This window comes from Enterococcus faecalis, assembly GCF_029024925.1.
Classification (GTDB): domain Bacteria; phylum Bacillota; class Bacilli; order Lactobacillales; family Enterococcaceae; genus Enterococcus; species Enterococcus faecalis.
In genome coordinates this window covers 712,283-734,271 of the sequence record NZ_CP118962.1, presented here as the reverse complement: position 1 = coordinate 734,271, position 21,989 = coordinate 712,283, and the positions used below count along the sequence as shown (strand labels likewise).

The 21,989-nt window shown below is 36.9% G+C and carries 18 protein-coding genes; 3 read left to right on the top strand and 15 right to left on the bottom strand.

Going from position 1 to position 21,989, the window contains the following annotated elements:
* Positions 1-57: 57 nt before the first annotated feature.
* Positions 58-1,146, bottom strand: coding sequence for an iron-containing alcohol dehydrogenase family protein (locus tag PYW42_RS03605; protein ID WP_002388790.1), 1,089 nt, complete (start codon positions 1,144-1,146; stop codon positions 58-60).
* Positions 1,147-1,334: 188 nt separating this feature from the next.
* Here PYW42_RS03605 and PYW42_RS03600 point away from each other — a divergent pair, with 188 nt between their 5' ends.
* From PYW42_RS03600 to PYW42_RS03590, 3 genes are read left to right on the top strand one after another with little or no spacing between them, the layout of a single operon-like run.
* Positions 1,335-2,798, top strand: coding sequence for an ABC transporter substrate-binding protein/permease (locus PYW42_RS03600; RefSeq protein WP_002355770.1), 1,464 nt, complete (start codon positions 1,335-1,337; stop codon positions 2,796-2,798).
* Entirely contained in the window at positions 2,791-3,513 is a 723-nt protein-coding gene (locus PYW42_RS03595) for an amino acid ABC transporter ATP-binding protein (RefSeq protein WP_002361352.1), read from the top strand. Before PYW42_RS03600 ends, PYW42_RS03595 begins: the two co-directional genes overlap by 8 nt.
* A gap of 15 nt (positions 3,514-3,528) precedes the next feature.
* On the top strand, positions 3,529-4,683 hold the full coding sequence (locus PYW42_RS03590) for a pyridoxal phosphate-dependent aminotransferase (RefSeq protein WP_002355768.1): 1,155 nt from the start codon (positions 3,529-3,531) through the stop codon (positions 4,681-4,683).
* A 47-nt stretch (positions 4,684-4,730) separates the two neighbouring features.
* Here the strand turns inward: PYW42_RS03590 and PYW42_RS03585 are convergent, their stop codons facing one another.
* The 14 genes from PYW42_RS03585 to PYW42_RS03520 all read right to left on the bottom strand — a co-directional run bounded on the left by PYW42_RS03585 (position 4,731) and on the right by PYW42_RS03520 (position 21,946).
* Positions 4,731-5,042 carry a hypothetical protein gene (locus PYW42_RS03585; protein WP_002388877.1) on the bottom strand — a complete coding sequence of 104 codons (312 nt, stop codon included), beginning with the start codon at positions 5,040-5,042 and terminating at the stop codon, positions 4,731-4,733.
* Between the two features lie 15 nt (positions 5,043-5,057).
* Positions 5,058-5,918 carry a hypothetical protein gene (locus PYW42_RS03580; protein ID WP_002385041.1) on the bottom strand — a complete coding sequence of 287 codons (861 nt, stop codon included), beginning with the start codon at positions 5,916-5,918 and terminating at the stop codon, positions 5,058-5,060.
* Entirely contained in the window at positions 5,908-7,974 is a 2,067-nt protein-coding gene (locus PYW42_RS03575) for a cellulose biosynthesis cyclic di-GMP-binding regulatory protein BcsB (RefSeq protein ID WP_002409316.1), read from the bottom strand. The genes PYW42_RS03580 and PYW42_RS03575 overlap by 11 nt, the downstream gene beginning before the upstream one ends.
* Positions 7,975-7,988: 14 nt before the next feature.
* On the bottom strand, positions 7,989-9,251 hold the full coding sequence (locus PYW42_RS03570) for a glycosyltransferase family 2 protein (protein ID WP_002355764.1): 1,263 nt from the start codon (positions 9,249-9,251) through the stop codon (positions 7,989-7,991).
* On the bottom strand, positions 9,248-10,831 hold the full coding sequence (locus PYW42_RS03565) for a hypothetical protein (RefSeq protein WP_002388969.1): 1,584 nt from the start codon (positions 10,829-10,831) through the stop codon (positions 9,248-9,250). The genes PYW42_RS03570 and PYW42_RS03565 overlap by 4 nt, the downstream gene beginning before the upstream one ends.
* Positions 10,821-12,341 (bottom strand): glycan biosynthesis hexose transferase WsfD, encoded by a 1,521-nt coding sequence (gene wsfD / locus PYW42_RS03560; protein ID WP_002385037.1) that lies wholly within the window; start codon positions 12,339-12,341, stop codon positions 10,821-10,823. The genes PYW42_RS03565 and wsfD overlap by 11 nt, the downstream gene beginning before the upstream one ends.
* A 13-nt stretch (positions 12,342-12,354) precedes the next feature.
* Positions 12,355-13,563, bottom strand: coding sequence for a hypothetical protein (locus tag PYW42_RS03555; RefSeq protein ID WP_002411042.1), 1,209 nt, complete (start codon positions 13,561-13,563; stop codon positions 12,355-12,357).
* Between the two features lie 81 nt (positions 13,564-13,644).
* Positions 13,645-14,574 (bottom strand): primosomal protein DnaI, encoded by a 930-nt coding sequence (dnaI, locus tag PYW42_RS03550; protein WP_002370731.1) that lies wholly within the window; start codon positions 14,572-14,574, stop codon positions 13,645-13,647.
* The gene (locus PYW42_RS03545) at positions 14,574-15,983 is read right to left on the bottom strand and encodes a replication initiation and membrane attachment family protein (RefSeq protein WP_002388813.1); all 1,410 of its coding nucleotides are present in this window, start codon (positions 15,981-15,983) and stop codon (positions 14,574-14,576) included. The genes dnaI and PYW42_RS03545 overlap by 1 nt, the downstream gene beginning before the upstream one ends.
* A gap of 15 nt (positions 15,984-15,998) precedes the next feature.
* Positions 15,999-16,481, bottom strand: coding sequence for a transcriptional regulator NrdR (gene nrdR / locus PYW42_RS03540; protein ID WP_002381296.1), 483 nt, complete (start codon positions 16,479-16,481; stop codon positions 15,999-16,001).
* Between the two features lie 179 nt (positions 16,482-16,660).
* Positions 16,661-17,260: a dephospho-CoA kinase gene (gene coaE / locus PYW42_RS03535; protein WP_002358808.1), complete on the bottom strand. Its 600-nt coding sequence runs from the start codon at positions 17,258-17,260 to the stop codon at positions 16,661-16,663.
* Entirely contained in the window at positions 17,257-18,099 is an 843-nt protein-coding gene (gene mutM, locus PYW42_RS03530; RefSeq protein WP_002355756.1) for a DNA-formamidopyrimidine glycosylase, read from the bottom strand. Before mutM ends, coaE begins: the two co-directional genes overlap by 4 nt.
* Positions 18,100-18,198: 99 nt before the next feature.
* Positions 18,199-20,847 carry a DNA polymerase I gene (gene polA, locus PYW42_RS03525; protein ID WP_002355755.1) on the bottom strand — a complete coding sequence of 883 codons (2,649 nt, stop codon included), beginning with the start codon at positions 20,845-20,847 and terminating at the stop codon, positions 18,199-18,201.
* Between the two features lie 187 nt (positions 20,848-21,034).
* The gene (locus tag PYW42_RS03520; protein WP_002355754.1) at positions 21,035-21,946 is read right to left on the bottom strand and encodes an aldo/keto reductase; all 912 of its coding nucleotides are present in this window, start codon (positions 21,944-21,946) and stop codon (positions 21,035-21,037) included.
* Positions 21,947-21,989 lie beyond the last annotated feature (43 nt).

Below are 21,989 nucleotides of genomic sequence, written 5' to 3'. Positions count from 1 at the left end.
CCTTAAAAAACAGCAACTAGTTCAAATATTTCAAATGAACTAGTTGCTGTTTGGCACTTATTTTGTCGCTGTATATTTTTCTAAATCTTGCATCGCTGTTTTCACAATTTCAGGGGTAATTTTTTGTTTCATATAATGAATCGTTTCGCCTTCTATACAAGCACGTTCTGCCACTTCTTGATACTCGGCTTCAGTTAAGTCCATGTCCATTTCTTTTAAAGAAATAGGCAAACCTAGTTGGTGATAGAAAGGAATCAATTCAGCGATTTCTTGCCATTTCTCTTCAATAGCTAATTGAACAAACACACCATACGCCACTTTGTTTCCATGTAATTGTCGATGGCTAGCTGGCAGCAAAGTTAGTGCATCATGAATGGAATGGGCACCTGCTGTCCGACCATAATCATCGCCAAAGCCACCCACCATTCCACCAATAATTAAATTCGTTTCGATGACATCAATAAACGATTGATTTAATTGCTGCTCTTCCATCGCTTTTAAAGCATTGATACTTTCATTTAACAAAATATCGCGACATTTTTCCGCGGCAAAATGAGAAACTTGAATAGGTAACACTTGGACATCTAACTGCGAAATAATCGCATCTGCTTCGTACCATTTAGCTAATGTATCCCCAATACCTGCCACCATTAAGGACCGAGGCGAATGCAATAACACTCTTGGTTCTACCAACACCAAAGCGTTTGCTTGCGGAAAAACGTCATACCGTTCCATTGCTCCATCTTCTCGATACATTACGCTCAATGGCGTGCACGGTGCACAAGTAGCTGCTAAAGTGGGTAAAATAATTACCGGTAACGCCATTTTGTGTGCTAAGGCTTTGCCCAAGTCGGCCACTTTTCCTCCACCAACAGCGACGATGGCCTCTAAATGATTGTCCAGCACTTGCGCTTCTAACTCTTGCACACGTTGATCTGTACAAACACCTCCATAGTTTTCAAAAACAGCTGTTACTTTTTGAAACGTCGGAAAATACGGTTTTGCCGCTTGCCATGACTCAGTCCCGTGTAAAATGAATACACGATGAATATTTCTGCATAATAGTTGTCCTTCTAATAATTCCCACGAACCAATTTCGCAAAGATACTCTTGTGGTGTCCCTCTCACAATTAATGATTGTTCCATCTTGAAAATCCCCTTCATTTTTGACTTTTGAAAATTTTTTTGAAAAAGTTGTATTTTTTCAACTCTACTACTTTTCCTTTTACATATTCTATGATATGATAAACCACATCATAACACAATAAATTTTTATACATTTATTCGCTTTTTTTGAATATTTATAAAAATAATACAAAAAGGAGTTTACGCAAATGACCAAATGTAAAAAATGGCTACAGACGATTTTACCAATTTTATTCTTGTTGCTCTCATTATTACCTATTAAAGAAACTTTTGCAGCCGAAAACGATCCAGTCTATGACAAAATCATCCAAAAGGGAGAACTAGTTGTCGGCTTATCCGCAGACTATGCCCCTTATGAATTTCATGCAAAAGTAGATGGTGAAGATAAAATTGTCGGTTTTGATATTTCTATTGCTCAAAAAATTGCCGACGATTTAGGCGTTAAATTAAAAATCGAAGAACTAGGCTTCGATGCTCTGTTAGGGGCCTTAAAAACTGGCAAGATTGACATGGTCATCTCTGGCATGTCGCCAACGCCTGAACGATTAAAAGAAGTAGCTTTTTCTCAACCATATATGAACGTTCAACAAAGAGTCATTGTTCGGAAAGAAGACAAAGATAAATTTCATTCCACTAAAGATTTCGAAGGCGTTCGTGCAGGTGCCCAAAAGCAAACGACACAAGAAGAATTAATTAAAACCGAATTAACCGGTGCTGTCCCTACTTCTCTTCAAAAAATTCCAGATTTAATTATGAATCTAAAAAATAATAAATTAGATGCAGTCGTTATGGAAGAACCGGTTGGCGAAGCCTATGTTTCTCAAAATGAGGATTTAGCTTTTGCTGATGTTACCTTTGAAAAAGGCTCAAAAGATACTGCCGTTGCTTTTCCTAAAGATGCGCCTGTTTTGACGGAGAAAGTAAATGCCTCTATTAAACAAATTAATGATCAAAAATTAATGGACGGTTATAAAAAAGAAGCCAATCAATTAATGTTCCAAAAAGATCAAAGCTTTTTACAAAAGTATGGAAAGTTCTACCTTAACGGTGCGGGCTATACCATTTTCCTAGCTTTCATTGGTGTTTTGTTTGGTGCCATTTTAGGGGCATTACTTGCCTTAATGAAGTTAGCCAATTCCAAAATTTTACGTGGCATTGCCATTGCTTATATTGAATATGTTCGTGGCACTCCTTTGCTTGTTCAAATTTTTATTGTCTATTTCGGGACAGGCGTTCTTGGTTTAGACTTATCAAAAGTAGCAGCTGGTTGTATTGCTCTTTCTTTAAACAGTGGTGCATATGTAGCAGAAATTATTCGTGCTGGTATTCAGGCAGTTAATAAAGGACAATTGGAAGCTGCTCGTTCTTTGGGAATGAATCAAAACCAAGCAATGCGATACATCATTTTCCCACAAGCTATTAAAAATATTTTACCAGCGTTAGGCAATGAATTTGTTACAGTAATTAAAGAATCTTCCGTTGTTTCAGTCATTGGTGTTTCAGAACTAATTTTCCAAGCTGGCAACGTTCAAGGAGCAAGTTTTAAACCCTTCCTACCTTACTTAATTGTATCGTTGATTTATTTCGTCCTAACCTTTACTATCTCGCGTCTATTAGGTGTTGCTGAAAGGAGAATGAGTACTAGTGATTAACATTAAAAACTTACAGAAAACATTTGGAAAAAATGAAGTACTTAAAGGAATTGACTTAGAAATTGAAGCTGGTGAAGTTGTCGTAATTATTGGCCCTTCTGGTAGTGGTAAAAGTACTTTTTTACGTTGCTTGAACTTATTAGAAACACCAACTGGTGGCAGCGTTGAATTTGAAGGAAAAAATTTATTAGATAAAAATACCAACATTGATCAACTTCGTCAAAAAATGGGAATGGTATTCCAAAATTTCAATCTTTTCCCGCATAAAAATGTCTTGGAAAACTTAACGATTAGTCCTGTTAAAGTAAAAAAAGAAGCCGCTTCTGAAGCCACAGAACATGCTCTTTCTTTACTGGAACAAGTTGGTTTATCAGATAAAAAAGAAAATTATCCCTCTCAACTTTCTGGTGGGCAACAACAACGGGTAGCGATTGCTCGTGCTTTAGCCATGCGCCCTGACGTGATGCTGTTCGATGAACCAACTTCTGCCTTAGACCCTGAAATGGTGGGCGAAGTGCTATCCGTTATGAAAAATTTAGCTATTGAAGGGATGACAATGGTAGTGGTTACCCACGAAATGGGCTTCGCAAAAGAAGTTGCGGACCGTGTCATTTTTATGGATGCAGGAATCATTCAAGAAGAAGGCACACCTGAAGAAATTTTTGATGCGCCACAAAACCCAAGAACACAAGATTTTCTAAGAAAAGTTTTATAAAAAGGAGCACCTGGTATGGATCGCAAGAATATCGCAACACGTTACCAACAACCTACTGAAAATTTACTCATGGATATTGCAACATTGGCGAAAAAGACCCCAAATTTAATCGATTTATCGATTGGTGACCCTGACTTAATTACCGATGAGCGGATTATCGAACAAGCAGCTAACGATGCCAAAAATGGGCATACAAAATATACCGCTTCTGATGGTAGCGAGGCATTCATTGAGGCGGTCATTCAGTTTTATCAGTCACATTATCAATTATCTTTTCAACCGAATCAAGTCCGGGCCACAGTTGGCGCTCTGCACGGAATGTACCTTGCCTTACAAGTGATTCTAAATCCTGGAGATGAAGTGATTATTCATGAACCTTATTTCTCTCCTTATAAAGACCAAGTTCTTTTAGCAGATGGCGTTCCGGTCTTTTTGCCAACCTATGAAGAAGATGGTTTCCAAATTGATGTAGCTCTTTTGAAAGAAAAAATCACGCCTAAAACCAAAGCGATTATTCTTAATTCACCGAATAACCCGACAGGCGCTGTTTTCTCTGAAGAAACTTTCAGAGAAATTGCACAGGTAGCGATTGAACACAACTTATACATTCTTTCAGATGAAGTTTATGAAGCCTTTTGTTTCCAAGAAACGTTTACTCCCATGGCTACGTTTGCTCCAGAAAATACTATCACTTTTGGTAGCTTTTCAAAAGCCTTTGCAATGACTGGTTGGCGTATTGGTTATATGATTGCCCCAGACTATATTAACGAAGTAGCCAAATTAATTAATGAAGGCGTTACGTATTCTGCGCCTACGTTGTCACAGCAAGCAGGAATCTATGCGTTACAACATTTTGACGAATTTGTAGACCCAATCGTTGAAGTGTTCCAAACACGTTTAGAGTATGTGGCCCAACGAGTAGCAAAGATCCCTTTCCTTTCGCTTCATCCAGTCAAAGGAAGTATTTACGCCTTCATTAATATTCAAAAAACTGGACTAACTTCCGTCCCTTTTGTGGAAAAGCTTTTAAAAGAGACACAGGTATTAGTGATTCCTGGAAAAGCATTTGGTGAAACAACGGGCGATGAGTACATTCGTTTAGCCGCAACACAAAATTTAGATTTATTAAAGGAAGCGTTCGATCGAATTGAAAGAATGACCTTTGAATAAAAAAAGCTTCTGCATTAGCTAATAATCATAGCTAATGCAGAAGCTTTTTAGATTTCTTCTATCAATTCAATCGCTTGCCCACCAACATGCGGTGGAATTGACATAGTCATCGGCGGCAAGCCCACGACTGTGAAACGGACTTTGGTCCCTTTTTTCAAGTGAGACAGTGGGATACTTTCCTCTAACTGTTCAACAAGTATGTTTAAAATTACCCCATGAGAAAATAAGGGCACAATAGATTCTGGATTACTTTCTGCTTGGATATTTTCTAAATGTAATCGCATTGACAATGGCTGCGTCTCATTTAATACACCAGCCTCTGCTAAATTCCCTGTAAAAACAGCAAGTTTTTCAGTCATTTGTTTGCCTCCTTTTTAAACATCATATTGAAGAGAATTAATTCCATCCCCTAAAAATTCTGAAGCGTTGTTAAATTCGGCAGGATCATATTTGGTATAGGAAACTTGTAATGTCAAAGTAATATTCCTTAAGGTTTCAGAATGGGCAAATTTCTCTTGAGCTTGTTGTTTGAATTCTTTTCTAGTAGTGTATCCGTCATCCCCATCGCGGAAAATTAATAACGCCCAAGTCGGCGGTGTGCCGTCGATAAAGTATGGTAAGAAGCGATCATCCGTTGTCTCTTTAATCGCCGCTGTCACGATTTGTAGCAATTCATTTTTTTGTTCAGGACTTAATAAGTTACGAATACTTTCCCAATAGGCCACTCGGATCACGACCAAATATAACGGCGCTTCATAACGTGTAGAAATGTCAGAAAATAAATCGAATCCTTCCTCGTACATTTTTGCTGTTCTTAAATTAGTTACTGCATCTAACGCATTTAACCGTGAAGTTTCTTTACGTAAGCGAATATTTTCTTCTTCAATCGTACGAATTTGATAAGTCACTGCATAGATTGTTAAACAGTAGAGCGGCGGCATGATTAGCCAAAATAATGAGCCATAGCTAAACAAATCATGATAGACATACTGATATACAACATAGGTCAATTGTAGAAAAATAAATATAAGCGAAAATGTTAACCCCGCTGTAATTCCTACAAAATAGGTAACGATAATTAAGATAACTGAAATTAATAGACAACTTAAGTCCACAAAGAAATCATTCGTTCCTAAGGCCATAAAGATGGTTGTGCCGACAACCAAAACAATTCCTACCAACAAAGTTAAATCCAAAAGTAAGGTCACTCGTTTTTGATTCACTCTATTCCCCACCTTTCAAATTCTTCTTCACGATGAAGAACGCACTTAATCCAATAATAGTCATACCAATTAAGAAGACAAATAGATAAATCATTAATTTATGATTATTGACAATTCGTTTACCTAATGATTCGTTGCTAACGTTGCTTACACGTTTTTTGAAACGATAATCATAGCGACGATAGTTCGAATCGACCACAATGGCATCTCCTTTGTACATAGAAGTATTCTTCTCTGTATTCACTTGTGTAGAGGCTAAAAAGACACCTTGTGATTTAGCTCCTGTTAAGATTAACGCCGCGGCTTTCGCATTATATGGAGAAAACATTAACTGCGCCGTACCGATTTGTTTACCATAATCTTTTTCGATACTCAGTTTCTCGTTTGAAACAAAACGTGTGAAGTCCTTATCATAATGGAAATACAACTGATCGTTTAACTTACGAATCATCGGATTATCCTTAGGCGTACCAAAAATAATCAAGTTATGATTTTCTAATGCCGCATTTTTAGGCGCTTTTTTATAATACGTAATCTCACCGACATTACTTTCGGCATAATTACCAATTAAGTTAAATAAATTGGTCAACACTTTAAAATAGTTATCGTCCATTTTTTCTGGTAATAAAATCGCTAAATCAGCAAAAGAACGGCTTCTGATAAAAATGTTCGGATAGTTGTTAAATAATATGTCATTCAGTTCTTCTGTTTGAATAAACACATTCGAATTATTTTCAATAAAGGCCCATGGAGTCTGACCATTTCGCAAAACTTCTGGTGATTTAACATTCAAATCAAAAGCAACTTTTAAAACAAAACTATCAGCAATTTCTAAGTTCTTTGGAAATTCGAGATTTAATTCATCACCGTTCGCACGAGCAGCGGTTAATTTCTTGCTGCCAATTGGTTTATCATTGGCATAGACCGTCACTAAAGAAGAATCAAAATCTAAGTTTTCAGCGTATTTAAAATGTAAATGCACGCGACTTCCATTGGCATTGTTTCGATCCACTGGTAAATTGACAAAGTACGTTTGTTCTTGGTGATAGGCCCCTTCTAGTTTGTCCCCCGTTGAGGTTAATGGATAATTTCCATCAAATTCTAAAGTTGAACTAAACGTATCGGTATTCTCATCAACTGTTGTCTCTTCTTTATCTGTTTGGGTCATTAATTCATAATTGGCTAAATAACGTCCCGCACGAACAAGTAAGTCCTCATCTTTAGAAGTAGCTACTAAAACATGCTTATCTGGTTGATTGAAAAATTTTAAGACAGCCTGGTCCTCCACGCGTTTGCTATCAATTTGACTTTTATACTGATCTGGTAATTTATCATAGCTGGCAATAATCAACTGATAGGGTGCTGACTGTTCTTTGTTCAAAGAAGCCATTGGCAACAATTCTTCTGAGGTAGTAATCAAACGAGCAGCACCAGCTAACGCATGGGTCGCTGCAGCTAATTCTTTTTCCGATGCATTTTCTGGTGTCAAAATAACACTGTGTTTATTTGCAATCGTGTCTGCTCCCACAAAATGATTATAAAAAGAATGAATTGTATTCTCTGGTAATTGTAAATCGTATTGGAAGTTTACGTTAGATCCTTCATACATCGTTAACCAATTTGCTGGAGTTTCAATTAAATTATACATGTCGTTTCCTGCCTGATTAATAATTTGGCCTTCAACAGTCAATGTATTTGTCTCTTTAATCAGTTCCAAAGGGATTTCAATCGTCTTTTGTTGAATACCAGTCGTATTTTCAGGACGCCAAGAATAAAACTTCACACCATTAACTGCCACAGTTAAATCTGAGGTCTGATTATTTTTTAATTGTGTGATTTGGTAAGTCATATTGAATGATGCTTTTTTTACGTCCCAATAATCAATTTTTGTAAAATACATGGTGCTACGGACAGAAGTACCTGTTAAAGAGATTGTTTTATTTTGAAAAGGTTGTGTAAAGGTATGGTTGTCTTGTTCTTTGTTTTCGGCGTATACGGTCGGACTTGCGACACCAATCAGAATTGCCAGAAAGAACACTCCTATTAAAGTGACTGTTTTTTGTTTCATTGCACGTTTCCTCCTTATTTAAATCGTTCAGTTTTGTACCATTTTGTTTGTGTTTGTTTATGAAAAACATTTTCTTTAATATACATCACCATGCCATAAGCGGCGACTACTAGCCACATCTGACTGTATGTAATATACATCAAGGCAATAATTAAGATATTCTCTAAAGTCATTTCGCCTTTTTCGGTTGTAATACTGACAAAAGTACTGAAAATAAATAACAAAATCGCTAACAACCACAAGGAATTGCTAAATCCTTGCAGGGTCGTTGTTAAGTAACCAGACATTGATAAAACTAACATGATGTCTGACAAAACGAGCGATGTCATTAAGAGAAAATAAATGGACAAGAAATATAAGATATCAAAACGGATCCGACTCGCTTTAGGATTAAACAATAATTTAGCATTTTTAACAATGACATAAATATTGCCTTTGACCCATCGCGTCCGTTGCCGGAACCAAACTGACAAAGTTTGTGGCTCTTGCTCCCACGTCACTGCTTTTGGTTGAAACTTAATTTTATAGCCCATCATATAGATGCGGAAACTGATTTCTGTATCTTCGGCTAACGCTTTGTCATCCCAGCCGCCAATGGCTTCAATAATACTACGACGAACAATGAAATTTGTGCCAGGAATCGTGCATAACTTAAATAATTGAAAACGACCGGCTTGTGCCATCCATTGAAAGGCCAGTGTCTCGATATTAATAAAGCGTGTCAACAAGCTTGCATTGCGATTTCTCGTTCTAAATTTACCAATAACCGCGCCGTATTCCTCACTAGCGATTAACTCTCCAACTAAATAACGGAGTGCATTCGGTTCAGGTGTATTGTCCGCATCATAAATGGCAATCACGTCCCCCTTGGCTTGCTTGAAACCAATGTTTAAGGCATTAGACTTACCTTTCCCACCTGTTATATTGTCTGTATTAATAATCTGCAAATTTCGATTAACCGCCTTTTTTTGGACATTCGCTAAAAGCTCAGCACTATTATCACTTGAGTTGTCATTAATCACAATAATTTCATAGCGATCTTGCGGATAATTAAAATTCAATAACGCTTCAACTGTCCGCACAATGACAATTCCTTCATTATGGGCCGGCACCATAATTGAAACAAACGGCGCGTCTTCGTCCTCTACAGGTGGTGGTGCGACAGGATCTGTTTTTAAATAATAAACATAGCCAAAAATAACTAAGAGAATATTTACAATTAGTAGACTCCAAATAATGATAGTTGCTGTTAACATTACAATGTCAGCAATGGTCATTTGTCTTCCTCCTTATTAATATATTTCGACCGATAATTCTTTCGTCCAATCATAAACAAAATAATCAGGATGATTAAAGTTAGTGTAACAACGCCAACTAAAATATTATTTGTGATGCTAAAAAAGAATGAAAATAACCCTGTAAATCGTTGTTTTTCAACTGTTGAGACCCCTGTATCAGCCAAACCATTGACAATTTGATTGTTTAAGAAGAACCGATTATTCCGAAATTCGATTTTCTGCGTTTGTGTTTGAACAGTGAAATGTTGATCCGCTTCTGAAACACTAAACACTATTGGTGCTTCCTTGACTTCTTGAATTAGATGATCCACTTCTTTTTTAGAATTTGGAAATGAAAAACTAATGGTGGTCGGCATTGGAAATCGATAGTCATTCGGATTATCTTTATCCGTCCATTCAATCCCCGATAAATAATCATACGGTAAATCAAACAAAGCATTCTTATAAGTGATTGATTCTCCCGTTTGGTTCCGATAAAAAACGCGTTCAATCGGCGGATTTTCTCTTAGAATCACTGTATCACTAATTGCTAGACCATCCTCTTGATATTGAAGGTCTTGATTCCAGTATCCTGGAGCAGAAATGCCTACTGGATAGACATGTCTGTCGACCAATAAACTAATCTGCTGCTCCATCAATTGTTTCAAAGCACGTTGGTCATTTAAATCAACATTGTTAACGACCGGTGTTTCTAAGAAAATAACCCCCGTCGAAGCAAACGCACGTAACGCATTCGTAAATAGTTTATAAGGTAAAATCGTATTGTTTTGTGAAACGCTCGTACTGGATAAAATATAAGGATACGTGGTTTTAACTAATTCTTCTTGCAAATAGGTTGCGACGGACATATCTCTTAACGGGTTAAAATCAGAAATCGTCAAAAACGGCCGTGACATTTTTTCACTTTCCAGCCATTGACTAATCACGTCTAAGCTTTCTAAAAAAACAGCGCCTTTGCGTTCAAACATTGGTAGAAAAGCATGCCCATTCTCAATTACACCAAATGGATATTCTTCTGGTGCTAATTCTTGTGTTTTTAATCGGCCAACCGTCTGACCTTGCGTATTTTCCAGCACAACTGATTGATCTTGAAAAGGCAATACTTGAGAAAAGCGGTTTTTTTCATCTTCTAACCGATATTGACGATGACTTAATTCTTTCCACGTACCGCTAAAATATTGTTTTTCATCGTCACGCATGTTTCGACCAATGTGTAATTGTTTGCCTTTAAAATGAACTCGATCTGCTAGAAAATCAGAGGCAATAACGCCGGCTTGTTCAGGCCAATTCACCATAGAAATCAAACTGTCATAGCCATCATTTAGCAATTCGCCAGGCACATAGTCTGACACCGCCACACTCTGAACTTCTACTCCAAAACTCGTCAACACTCGTTGTAAAGCATCCACATCATTTTCTTTTTTCCCAGCAATATTCAAGCTGTCATAGACAAGTAAGACATGTTTACTTGGTGCAGCCAGCGCCGGTTTGGCAAAGCCACAAAAAACGAAAAAGAGTAAGAAACACACCCAGCCAATAAGATATTGTTTATTTTTCAATTCCCTCTACCTCCCCAATGACTTGTGGTGTTGTATCTTGCCACATTCGTTTACCAATAACATCAGAAACAATTTGTAACAAGAGAAAATCTAAAAATACTGAGACTAAAAACAAATGACGTACTAAGTCACTATCCCCATCAATAATAATTGTTGAAATGAAAACAACTAATAAATTTAGATAAATCCCTGTCATTAAAAAGAAGCGAAAAACTAATCTGGGTTCGTTTCTCTTGAGTCCTCTGTATAAACCAACGCCATATAAACCAAACAGAATCACGCCTAATAATAGATAGAAAGCAAAGTTTTTAGGGAAAAAACTGGCTTTAATACGGTTATACACCATAAAAAATTTAGATTGTTCCAGCGGTGCACGCCCCGTCGTTTTCTCAAAATTCCCCACATTATTAGGCTTTACTAAGTAAACATTTGGGACCGCTGAATTCAGTCCTTGCCATAATTCAGATGGATAATTTAAATAATTCAATAACACCCATCCAAAACTCGTTTTATCAAAAAAATCTTTTTTCATTTGTTCAGAAGTTGGTGACACAGGACTGTATTCTTCAAAGTAGGAACGTCCCTTTTGCAACCCATATTGCGGGTTGATTCCGCCCTCTGACATCCGTTTATCTGGAACCTTACTATCCTTCATTACACCGCGCGTCATACTGTGGTAGACATCACGTTCATAGATATCGTTAGGAACGATAAAAGCCGCTAACGTTGTAAAACCAATCAACGCAATTAAAAAGGCCGTCATTGACAATCGTTGGTAACGTTGTGACAAGTAGACAAAAAATCCTAATCCAGCAATAATTACGCCAATAATCAGCAAATATTCTTGGCGTGTTGTTCCTATTAAAAGTACTACTGCTTGTGCCAAGATAACTAAAACTATTCTTCTGAGCCAAGTTCTTGGTTTCGTCACCCGATAAAAATAGACTGAAAATGCTAAGACACTCACAGAAAGTAAAAAACTCGTCGCTTCTGTATAAAAGGAATTAAAATAAATCGTATAGGAGGTATCCCCCAAGATGAAAATAACCAACAAGGAGATAAGATAACTTTTTTTCAAAGATACTCCTTCGGTTAAGCCTCGTACCAGAATATAAATTGACACTAAAAAACAACTAAGATAAACGAAACCTAAGAAACGAATATCGAAAAGTGTTTGACTATAAAAAAGTTTATTAAGCCAAATGGCAATGGTGATGAAAAATTGTTGAGTGGAAACAAAGTGCGTCGTTGTTTCATTAAAATAACGCATAATTGAAAAGTCCTTAACAAAATAGGCCACATTGTCGTAGCTATCACCATTGACACGATAAAGACTATTTGAATTTAACACACGAAAATACTCGCCATTATCTCCCAAGCCATTAATCGGATAAACAAATAACAAAATGCTTGTCACTAACCCAATCCCTAAAACGGCCAAAAGACTTGGAGAAATATAACGACTCAACCATTCAAAAGCCGAGTTCATGTATTTTTTGATCTTTTCCATGCTTTCACCTCATCTAGAAATCATAGGCCAAAAGAGCCATTAAGTTATTATAGGAATAGACTTGTTTCGTAACTTTATCACCAAATCCTCCATAAATCGGACTGCTTGAATCCATAATTTGAAAATTATTAAGTACTGTAATTGCCGCACGATACAACTCTTTGTCATTTTCGGCAACACCAATTAAAGCCGCTATCGCATAACTAGCTGCAGATTGATTTTTATCCACGGGCGATCCATTTAAATCATACGAGTTAAAAAGCGTTCCTTGCTGAACTTGTTTTCGCACAAAATCAATACTAGTCTGCTTCGCCATACCCACTTCACTTAAATGGACAATCGTTAATAAAGATTCAATAATATTAAGTGTTCCGTTGTTTTCGTATTTATTTGTTTGATGATTAAACTCCGTTTGATAAAGAGGTAAATCATCAGAAATATAGCCATCATCTATTAATTGGTAATGATACTGCAAGTAGTCTGCTGAAATCCCAAATTCTTTGTATAGATAACCCAGCGTAATTAAGTCAATATAAAACAAAGAAGTTTCTGAAGACTGTTGTTTTGATTTACTATCGTAAAAATCAATTAGAATATTATCTTTCATAGAGGTTTTCATAAAACTCTTGCCTAATTTTTTAATTTCTTGATCGTACTGATCTGTTTTAAAATGCCCCCCTGCTTCAATTAATGAACGAATGATCCGTAAATCATCAATCGAGGCATTGACATTGTACTTATTGCCTTGCTCGTCAATTCGGTAACTAAATTGGACGCCGTCGTAAAAGGTGTCTTTCGTCTGCTTGTAAAAATTATCAAAACGTCCCTGCGTATCAAAAGCTAAATTACGCAAATATAGACCCGAAGACTCACTTAGCAACTCATGTCCTGTGGCGACATCTTTGCGTTCAGCATCTGGTAAATAATTGGTTAAAAAACCGCCGTCTGTTTTGAGCCGGGTTTCAATAAAAAACTTCAACAAATCTTTGCGTTTAGCGGTTTCTTTTGTGTGAAATTCATGTTTTGTTAAAAAATGTTGTTTGTCTGTCGACATTAAGCGTTGAATTTTTGGATTCACTTTTTCCACCTCTACTTTATAGGATTTTTCTCTAAACAAAAGAAAATATCCTCCCAGAAGCACCACGAATACCCCAATAAAAATCCAAAGTTTTCTCTTCATTGTTACGCCTCTTTTCCTCACTTCTTTATTGTCAGTGTACACAAAAGTACTTGTTTTTGCGAAACTTACGCTACCTCTTCAAGCGCAAGAAAAAAAGCAATCCATAAAAATAAAAGGATTGCTTTAACCGTTTCGTCGATCATTTCCTGTCATCGTAATCTCTTTTGACAGATAACGCACACGTTCCATAATTCGTCTGGCTTTTAGCGGCTCTTGTTCTCCTCGTTGCGTCACGGTTAAATGCTCTTCTAAAGCTTTTAAATCTAGATTGGAAGAGAAAAAAGTAACTAATTGTTCTTGCATTCGGTATTGCAAGATTACGCTTAAAACGTCGTCACGAATCCAACTAGTCATGGATTCCGCACCAATGTCATCAATCATTAATATAGGGGATTTTTTTACTGCATCGAGCTTTTCACCAACTTGATCGCGACCAATGGCTTGCTTCATTTCTACTGTAAATGTTGGAAAATGAACAATTGTCGTAGTAAATCCACGTTCTGCTAAAGCATTAGCCATCGCACCTAATAAGAAAGATTTTCCTACACCGAAGGGGCCTTGTAAATAGAGCCCTTTATGAAATTCTTTTGGTGTCGCAGGATATTCTCTTAAAAATTGCATTGCTTCTGCTAACGCTTTGGCTCGACCTTGAGAAGATGGATCGAAATCTCGTAAATTTGCTTCTCGGACATCTTTTGGCATGTCCATTGCCCTTACTCGATTACGAATTTCTTCTTCCTTCTGACGGGCGATTAAATCAGCCGTTGGGACATACGTTACATCAATGTAATGAAAATTCAACATTAATCTTGGCTCATAGCCGGGGGCAATCATTGCCGGATCGTTTACTTGAAATTTCTTTTTTTCTTGAACAAATTCATACAGCTTAGCATAACTTTTACGAATATCTTCATCGGTTAAACGCTCTCGGTTTGCTTGTATAAAGGCTTGAACATCTTGATCTTTCAATACTTCGTTAACCAGCTCTTCATATCGTTCATTGATGTCACGCTTCTGGATAATTTTTGACATTTCTTTTCCTACGTCTTCCATCATTGGTCACCTCCTTGGTTTAAAAATTCTTGAATTTGTCGATCTAACTCGGCTTGTTCTTCTGGGGAAAGTTTTGTTTCATCGTTTGGCTGATCTGCCCATTCTGGCAATCGCTCTTGTCGAACAGTTTGGCATTTCCCTGAATAATTTTGTTGTCGCTGTTTTTGTTTGGTTTGGCTTTGTTTTGCCAATTCTCTGACATGTTCAATTGCTTTTTCTGGTGAATGAATGCCACTTTGTCCCCATTCATTCGCAATTCGATTCACATACTCCGCTTTTAAAGTCGGTTGTTGTTGAATGTTGTAAACATAGTTAATCAAAATATTAATCACACTAGTCGGTAAGCCTGATTTAGCAATCAAATATTTCACTAATGAACGTTCTTGTGGTGTCGTATAGCCGCCTCGACTATTTTTTAAAGCTTCTAAATATTGAATAGGCGGATTCTTTTCACTATCCATAATCATTTGAATATCTAGTTCAGAAAAACCATTCATTTTTAATGCGTTATATCGATACGTTTGTTGCTCTTCCACCGTCAATTGTGCTTGCTTGTTTGTCACTACGTTTGTTGGTTGTGGTTTTTTATCAGGATCAAACGCTTGATGAATCGTTCGCACTAATTCCTTAGGCAAAATTCGACTTGTATAATAGTCAAATGATTTCGAAGCAAAGTCTACCATATCTAACTCATTGATGCCATATAATTGATGAAAAACATAGACTTCTTCTTGAAAACTAGCCTCATCTTCAGGCAGTTGTAAACCTAAACGGTGCAAACCTTCCACAAAATAGTGCCAATCAAAAGAATCCGTTGATACAGAAATTTTCTTCGATTTTTCTTGTTGAGAAAAAGTTTCTTGAATCGTTGTCAATCGGTTCGCTTCGGAAACAATTTGTTCTTCTTTAAAGGCATAAACCTCTTTAAAGCTAGCGGAAACATTTTGATAGCCCTCTGTTTTAGTAGGATGCGGTTGGAACTTTTGCACTAATTGATCAAATTTCCGTTGTCCAACCCGATTAAATAACACTAAAGCTAACACTTCATCTTTAAAAAAACGAGCGGCTGTTTCAGGTGCTTTTAAATAATATAAATAACAATCTCCTAATTCCCGATCTGTTTTTTTATACGTTTCTAGCAACCCAATGCCTTCTAATTTGTAGCAAGCTTCTTCTAATTGTTGACAACTCAAGTCCAGCAAACTAATTAAATCTGCATGAAACAGCGAGCCATTCTCCTCTGAGTCTGTTGTTTCAGATAACAAAAGCCAATATAAACTAAACGCATTGGCGCCGACAATTGGTTGATATAAAAAGGTTAAAACCTCTTTCTCTTGATCAGAAAGCGGTGAATCAATAACCGCTTGAAAAATATTTTTTGGTTGGATTCTTTGCCGATTTCCTTTCAAAGAAAGACCTCCTTTTTAATTTTCTGAGTCAGGAGAAGAAGATTTTGCTTTGTCGACAATGTCCTGTAACTCTTTCAAAAACACGCTCATATCTTTGAATTGTCGATAAACACTCGCAAAGCGGATGTAGGCAATTTCATCTAGATTGACTAAATCTTCCATCACATATTCACCGATAAGCGTTGTAGAGACTTCATTTTCCCCTAAACTACGCACTCGATTTTCAACATTATCAACAATTTGAACCATTTGTTCCATAGCAACGGGTCTTTTTTCCGCAGAGCGAATGAGCCCACGCAAAATTTTATCACGATTAAATTCTTCACGATCCCCATTTTTCTTGATTACAAGTAATGGCGCCGCTTCAATTCTTTCAAATGTAGTGAACCGATAACTGCAATTTTCACATTCACGACGACGGCGAATTGCACGTCCATCATCTGCTTGACGGCTATCAATAACACGGGAATTATTATGATGACATCTTGGACAACGCATAACGTTCACCTCTTCTATTCTGTATAATTTTTGTTGCCTATATTATAACATGAAATTGCGCTATTACTAGGTCTTTAGAACTGGTTCTTAGTTGAATCTTTGCCATTCTTTAATAAAAACAAAGACTTTCACTGTTTTTTCTGAAATTTTCAAAACATTTTACGCCATTTAAAAAATATTCACTTCTTTCCAGTTTGTTCCTCTAGCCACTTCTTCACTTGTTGTTCCGTTTCTTCTCTAGTTCCTTGATTATCAAAAACGATATCTGCTCGTTCTTTTTTCATTTCAATCGGCCATTGGCTAGCAATTCGTTGTTGCGCTTCTTCTTCTGTTAATTGGTTTCGGGCCATCAGACGCTCTTTTTGAATCTTTTCTGGTACATATACCACAGCAACTTGATCCATGATCGCCTCATAATGAGCTTCATAAAGCAGAGGAATATCAACAATAACCAGGGAGGCTTTCTTTTTAGCTTCTTCAATTTGACGTAAAATTTCTTTTCTTAAAAAAGGTTTCAGCGTTTCATTTAACAGCTCTCTTTTTTGAGGACTAGCGAAAATTAATTGTCCTAATTTTTTCCGATCCAATTCACCAGTTGTTAATACTATTTCTGGTCCGAAAGTTTCAACGATTGCGGCTAAGGCTGGTTGCCCTTTTGCAACAATTTCGCGGGCGATAATGTCGCCGTCAACAATTGGATAACCCGCTTTTTTAAAAAGAGCAACAACCGTACTTTTACCTGTCGCAATCCCTCCTGTAATGCCTAAAACTTTTGTCATTTCAATCGACGACCTTTCAATTGTTGGCATTGTGGACAATAATGCGTACCACGTTGTGCCACTTTTGTTTTAACAATTGGCGTACCACAACGATTGCAAGGTAAGCCTGTTTGCCCGTAGACATTCAACGCTACTTGAAAAGTCCCTGCTTCTCCTAACGCGTTTAGATAGGTGCGGATGGTGGTTCCACCTGCTTCAACAGCGCGTGCCAAGACGTCAATGATTGCTTGATACAACGTAGCAACTTCCGCAGGTTTTAAGGAATCTGCTGGTTGTTCTGGATGGATTTGCGCTTGCCAAAGTGCTTCATCTACATAAATATTCCCCAAACCCGTCACTAGCTTTTGATCTAACAGCAATGGCTTAATTGCTTTATGATGCTTTTTCAAGCCTTGTTGAAAAGTAGCTAATTGGAAAACGTCTGGTGTTGGCTCTGGCCCCAAAGCTAAAATCCCTTTATATTGATGACCTTGATTCTTAGGAACCAATGTCATACGCCCAAATTTCCGTACATCTAAATAACGTAATTGCGTGCCATCTGTAAAAGTAAACATTACATGGGTATGTTTGGCAATTTCATCATCAGCCTGATGAAACTCATATTTTCCTTCCATCCGTAAGTGAGAAATCATATCATTATCAGACAATTTAAAAATCAGAAATTTTCCTCTTCGCTCAATTCCTTCAATCGTTTGACCAGCTAATTGACCTTGAAATACATCAACTTCCGGTGATTCAATAATTCTTGGCCAAAAAACAATGACTTCTTGAATGGTTTTTCCTACAACAAGTTTTTCAAGTCCTTTTCGCACTGTTTCTACTTCTGGTAATTCTGGCATTATTTTTGCTCCTTTATATAAAGAGGTCTGAACGCTTAGATATCAACGTCCAGATCCTACTTATCCTTATTTTATTCATCGTTCTTAATGGGTAAGCTATTATTTTGCTTCATACCATGTTTTTCCCCAACTGCTATCGGTGATAAGTGGCACATGTAAGGAAACTGCGTGCTCCATCACTTCTTTGACGAGTTGATTTAATTGTTCTAATTCTGATTCTGGTACTTCAAAAACTAATTCATCGTGCACTTGTAATAACATTGTTGCTTGTAATTTTTCTTCTTTTAAACGACGCGCCATTTCAATCATCGCAATTTTTAAAATATCTGCGGCACTTCCCTGAATCGGTGTATTAATCGCTGTACGTTCAGCGAACGAACGTAGATTAAAGTTTCTTGAATTAATATCACTTAAATAACGACGGCGATGATACAATGTTTCCACATAGCCTTTGTCTTTGGCATCGCGGACAATCTCTTCCATGTACTGTTTCACGCCTGGATATTTTTCAAAATAGGTATCAATATATTGTTGCGCTTGTTTTCTAGTAATGCCTAAGTTTTGAGACAAGCCATAATCACTGATACCATAGACAATTCCAAAATTCACCGCTTTAGCTTGACGACGCATGTTAGGTGTGACATCTTCTGCTTTTTCAACACCGAAAACTCGCATTGCAGTGCTGGCATGGATATCTTGTCCTTCCACAAACGCTTCTTTTAAATGCTCATCATTAGAAATATGCGCGAGCACACGTAACTCAATTTGAGAGTAATCAGAAGAGAAAATCAACCAATTATCCTCTCTTGGTACGAAGGCTTCTCTAATTTTTCGGCCTTCTTCTAAACGGATAGGAATGTTTTGTAAATTGGGATCTACTGAGCTTAATCGTCCTGTTTGGGTCAGTGTTTGTACATACCGAGTATGAATTTTATTATCTGGCTGAATTACTTTTAAGAGTCCTTCAACATAGGTCGATTGAATTTTGGCAATTTGACGATAAGTTAAAATATCGGCCACAATTGGTGCTTGTTCTTTTAGTTGTTCTAAAACATCTACCGCTGTTGAATAGCCAGTTTTCGTCTTTTTGATCACAGGTAAGCCCATTTTTTCAAATAAAATAACGCCTAATTGTTTAGGTGAATTCAAATTAAATTCTTCGCCAGCTTCTGCATAGATTTTTTCTTCGATTTCTTTCAGACGTTCTGAAAATTCTACTTGCATTTCTTTTAAGCGCGTGGCATCAACACGGATACCAGTTATTTCCATATCGCCTAAAATACGAGAAAGTGGTAATTCCATTTTATAGAATAAATCAGCTTGATTCTTTTCTGTTAATTCGCTATCTAATTTGCTTGTTAAAAATTGAATTGCTTTAATCTTACGTGCTAAATGACCAAAGAAAACTTCTTCGTCCTCTGGCAAGCCTTTTTTGGCCCCTTTTCCATAAATAGCTTCATCAGATTGAATCGCATCATATCCGTAATGTTGTGCTACACCTTCAATATCAGCGTTATTGTCATTGGTATCAAGTAAATAAGCAGCCAATAAAACATCAAAGGCAATCCCTGTCATTTTTCCTACATAGCGATTTAGTGCAACGTACGTCCGTTTTGCATCATAGACATTTTTTTTACGTGTCTCATCCATCAACCAATCGATAAATGGCTGACTTTCAAAAACAGCTAAATTATTCGTGGTATAAATCTTCTTGTTGTTGCCCCAAGCAAGGCCGACAATCGGTGACGTATGATAGTTATCTTCCATCATCTCAACATAAAGAGCCATATCGTCTGTAAACATTTCATTGGTTAACTGATCTTCGACTACTTCAAATAAAATATCTTCCATTTCAACAGGTTCTTCTGTAATGTCCAACTTAGCTAAAAATTGTTTAAAGTCCATTTCTTTATAAAAAGGAACCAATTTTTCTAAGTTTTTCCCTTCATATGCCAAGTCTTCCACATTGACTTCGACTGGTGCATTGACTTCAATTGTCGCTAAACGTTTAGAAAGAAAGGCTTGCTCTTTATCATTAATCAAGTTTTCTTTCATTTTGCTTTTTTTCATTTCATCGATATTCTCATAAACCCCTTCAACTGAGCCATATTGTTTTAACAGCTTAATCGCGGTTTTCTCACCGATTTTCGTTACACCTGGAATGTTATCCGACGTGTCGCCAGCCAACCCTTTCATATCAATAATTTGCTTAGGCGTTAACCCATCATATTTTTCAGCAATATGCTCAGGCGTATATGATTCAATATCGCTAACTCCTTTAACAGTGATATCTACTTTGACAGTGTCCGTCGCTAATTGTGTCAAATCTCGGTCCCCTGATAACACAACAACATCAAATTCATCTTTATCAACTTTGTTGGCTAATGTACCAATAATATCATCCGCTTCATAGTTAGGTAGTTCATAATATTTTACACCTAAACCTTCTAAAAGTTCACGAATATACGGCATTTGTTCTTTAAATTCCCCCGGTGTTTTTGAACGTCCGGCTTTATATTCTGAATAAAATTCTGTTCTGAATGTGGTTTTCCCTGCATCAAAAGCGACTAAAACATGAGTAGGCATTTCTTTTTGCATTACATTTTCAAACATATTGTTAAACGCATAAATAGCATTTGTATGCAAGCCGTTCTTATTTTTGAATCGTTCTAATGAGTTATGTAGCGCAAAAAATGCACGAAAGGCTACACTGTTTCCATCAACGAGTAATAATTTTTTTTTGGTCATTTTTTTCCCCTCATCTTTAGCAAACTAGTTTCCTTTCTATTTTAACAAAAAACTACAGAATTTGCAGTAGACGGAGATTGCCGAATGAAAGAAAAAGGTATTTGACATAGTTCCTTAGTGACAACTATATCAAATACCAAAATCAATCAGCAATACACGCTGGATCTTCACAAGTATGAGAATCTTTTTACGGCAAAACATTTCCCGCTGCACGATAAATATCGTACCAATCTTCGCGACTAATCACAATGTCTGCTGCTTTAGCAATTTCTTCAATTCTACCAAGATTCATACTTCCTGCGATGACTTGCATATTAGCAGGGTGGCGCAGAATCCAGCTGCTGGCTAAACCAGTTGGCGTTGTTTGATATTTTTCAGCCAATTCGCTTAATTTTTGATTTAACTCAGGGAATTTTTCATTTCCAATAAAGACACCTTCAAAATAACCATATTGGTACGGTGACCATGCTTGAATAGTCATTTGTTTCAACCGTGAATAATCTAAAATACCATGATCATAATCAATGCTTCCTGATATTTCCATATTTGTTTGTAAGCCTTGATCCACCATGCCAGTATGCTTGATGCCAAATTGTAATTGATTGGCTAATAATGGCTGTTTAACAGCTGTTTTTAAAAGTTCAATTTGTCCTGGCGTTTGGTTACTTACACCAAAATAGCGAACTTTCCCTTGTTTTTCTAATAAATGAAAAGCTTCAGCTACTTCTTCTGGTTCCACTAAAGTATCTGGACGATGCAACAATAATGCATCGACTGAATCTACACCTAAACGCTGTAAACTCCCTTCGACCGCTTCTAAAATATGTGCTTTTGAAAAGTCAAAAAAGCCCTGACGAATCCCACATTTCGTTTGTATAAAAATATCTTCACGACGAATGGTACTTTCTTTTAAGGCCTTACCAAAAATGGTTTCGCAGTCGCCGCCACCATAAATGTCGGCGTGATCAAAAAATGTAATGCCATGATCATAAGCAGTTTCAATTACCTGTTGAGGATTTTCAGCACCATTTAAGCGCATACATCCTAAGATAACCGAAGAAACTGTTTCGTCACTTGTACCAAATTGTAGTTGTTTCATTTTAATATCCTCCTCATCCATTCCTCTTACTTCTTCATTTTAA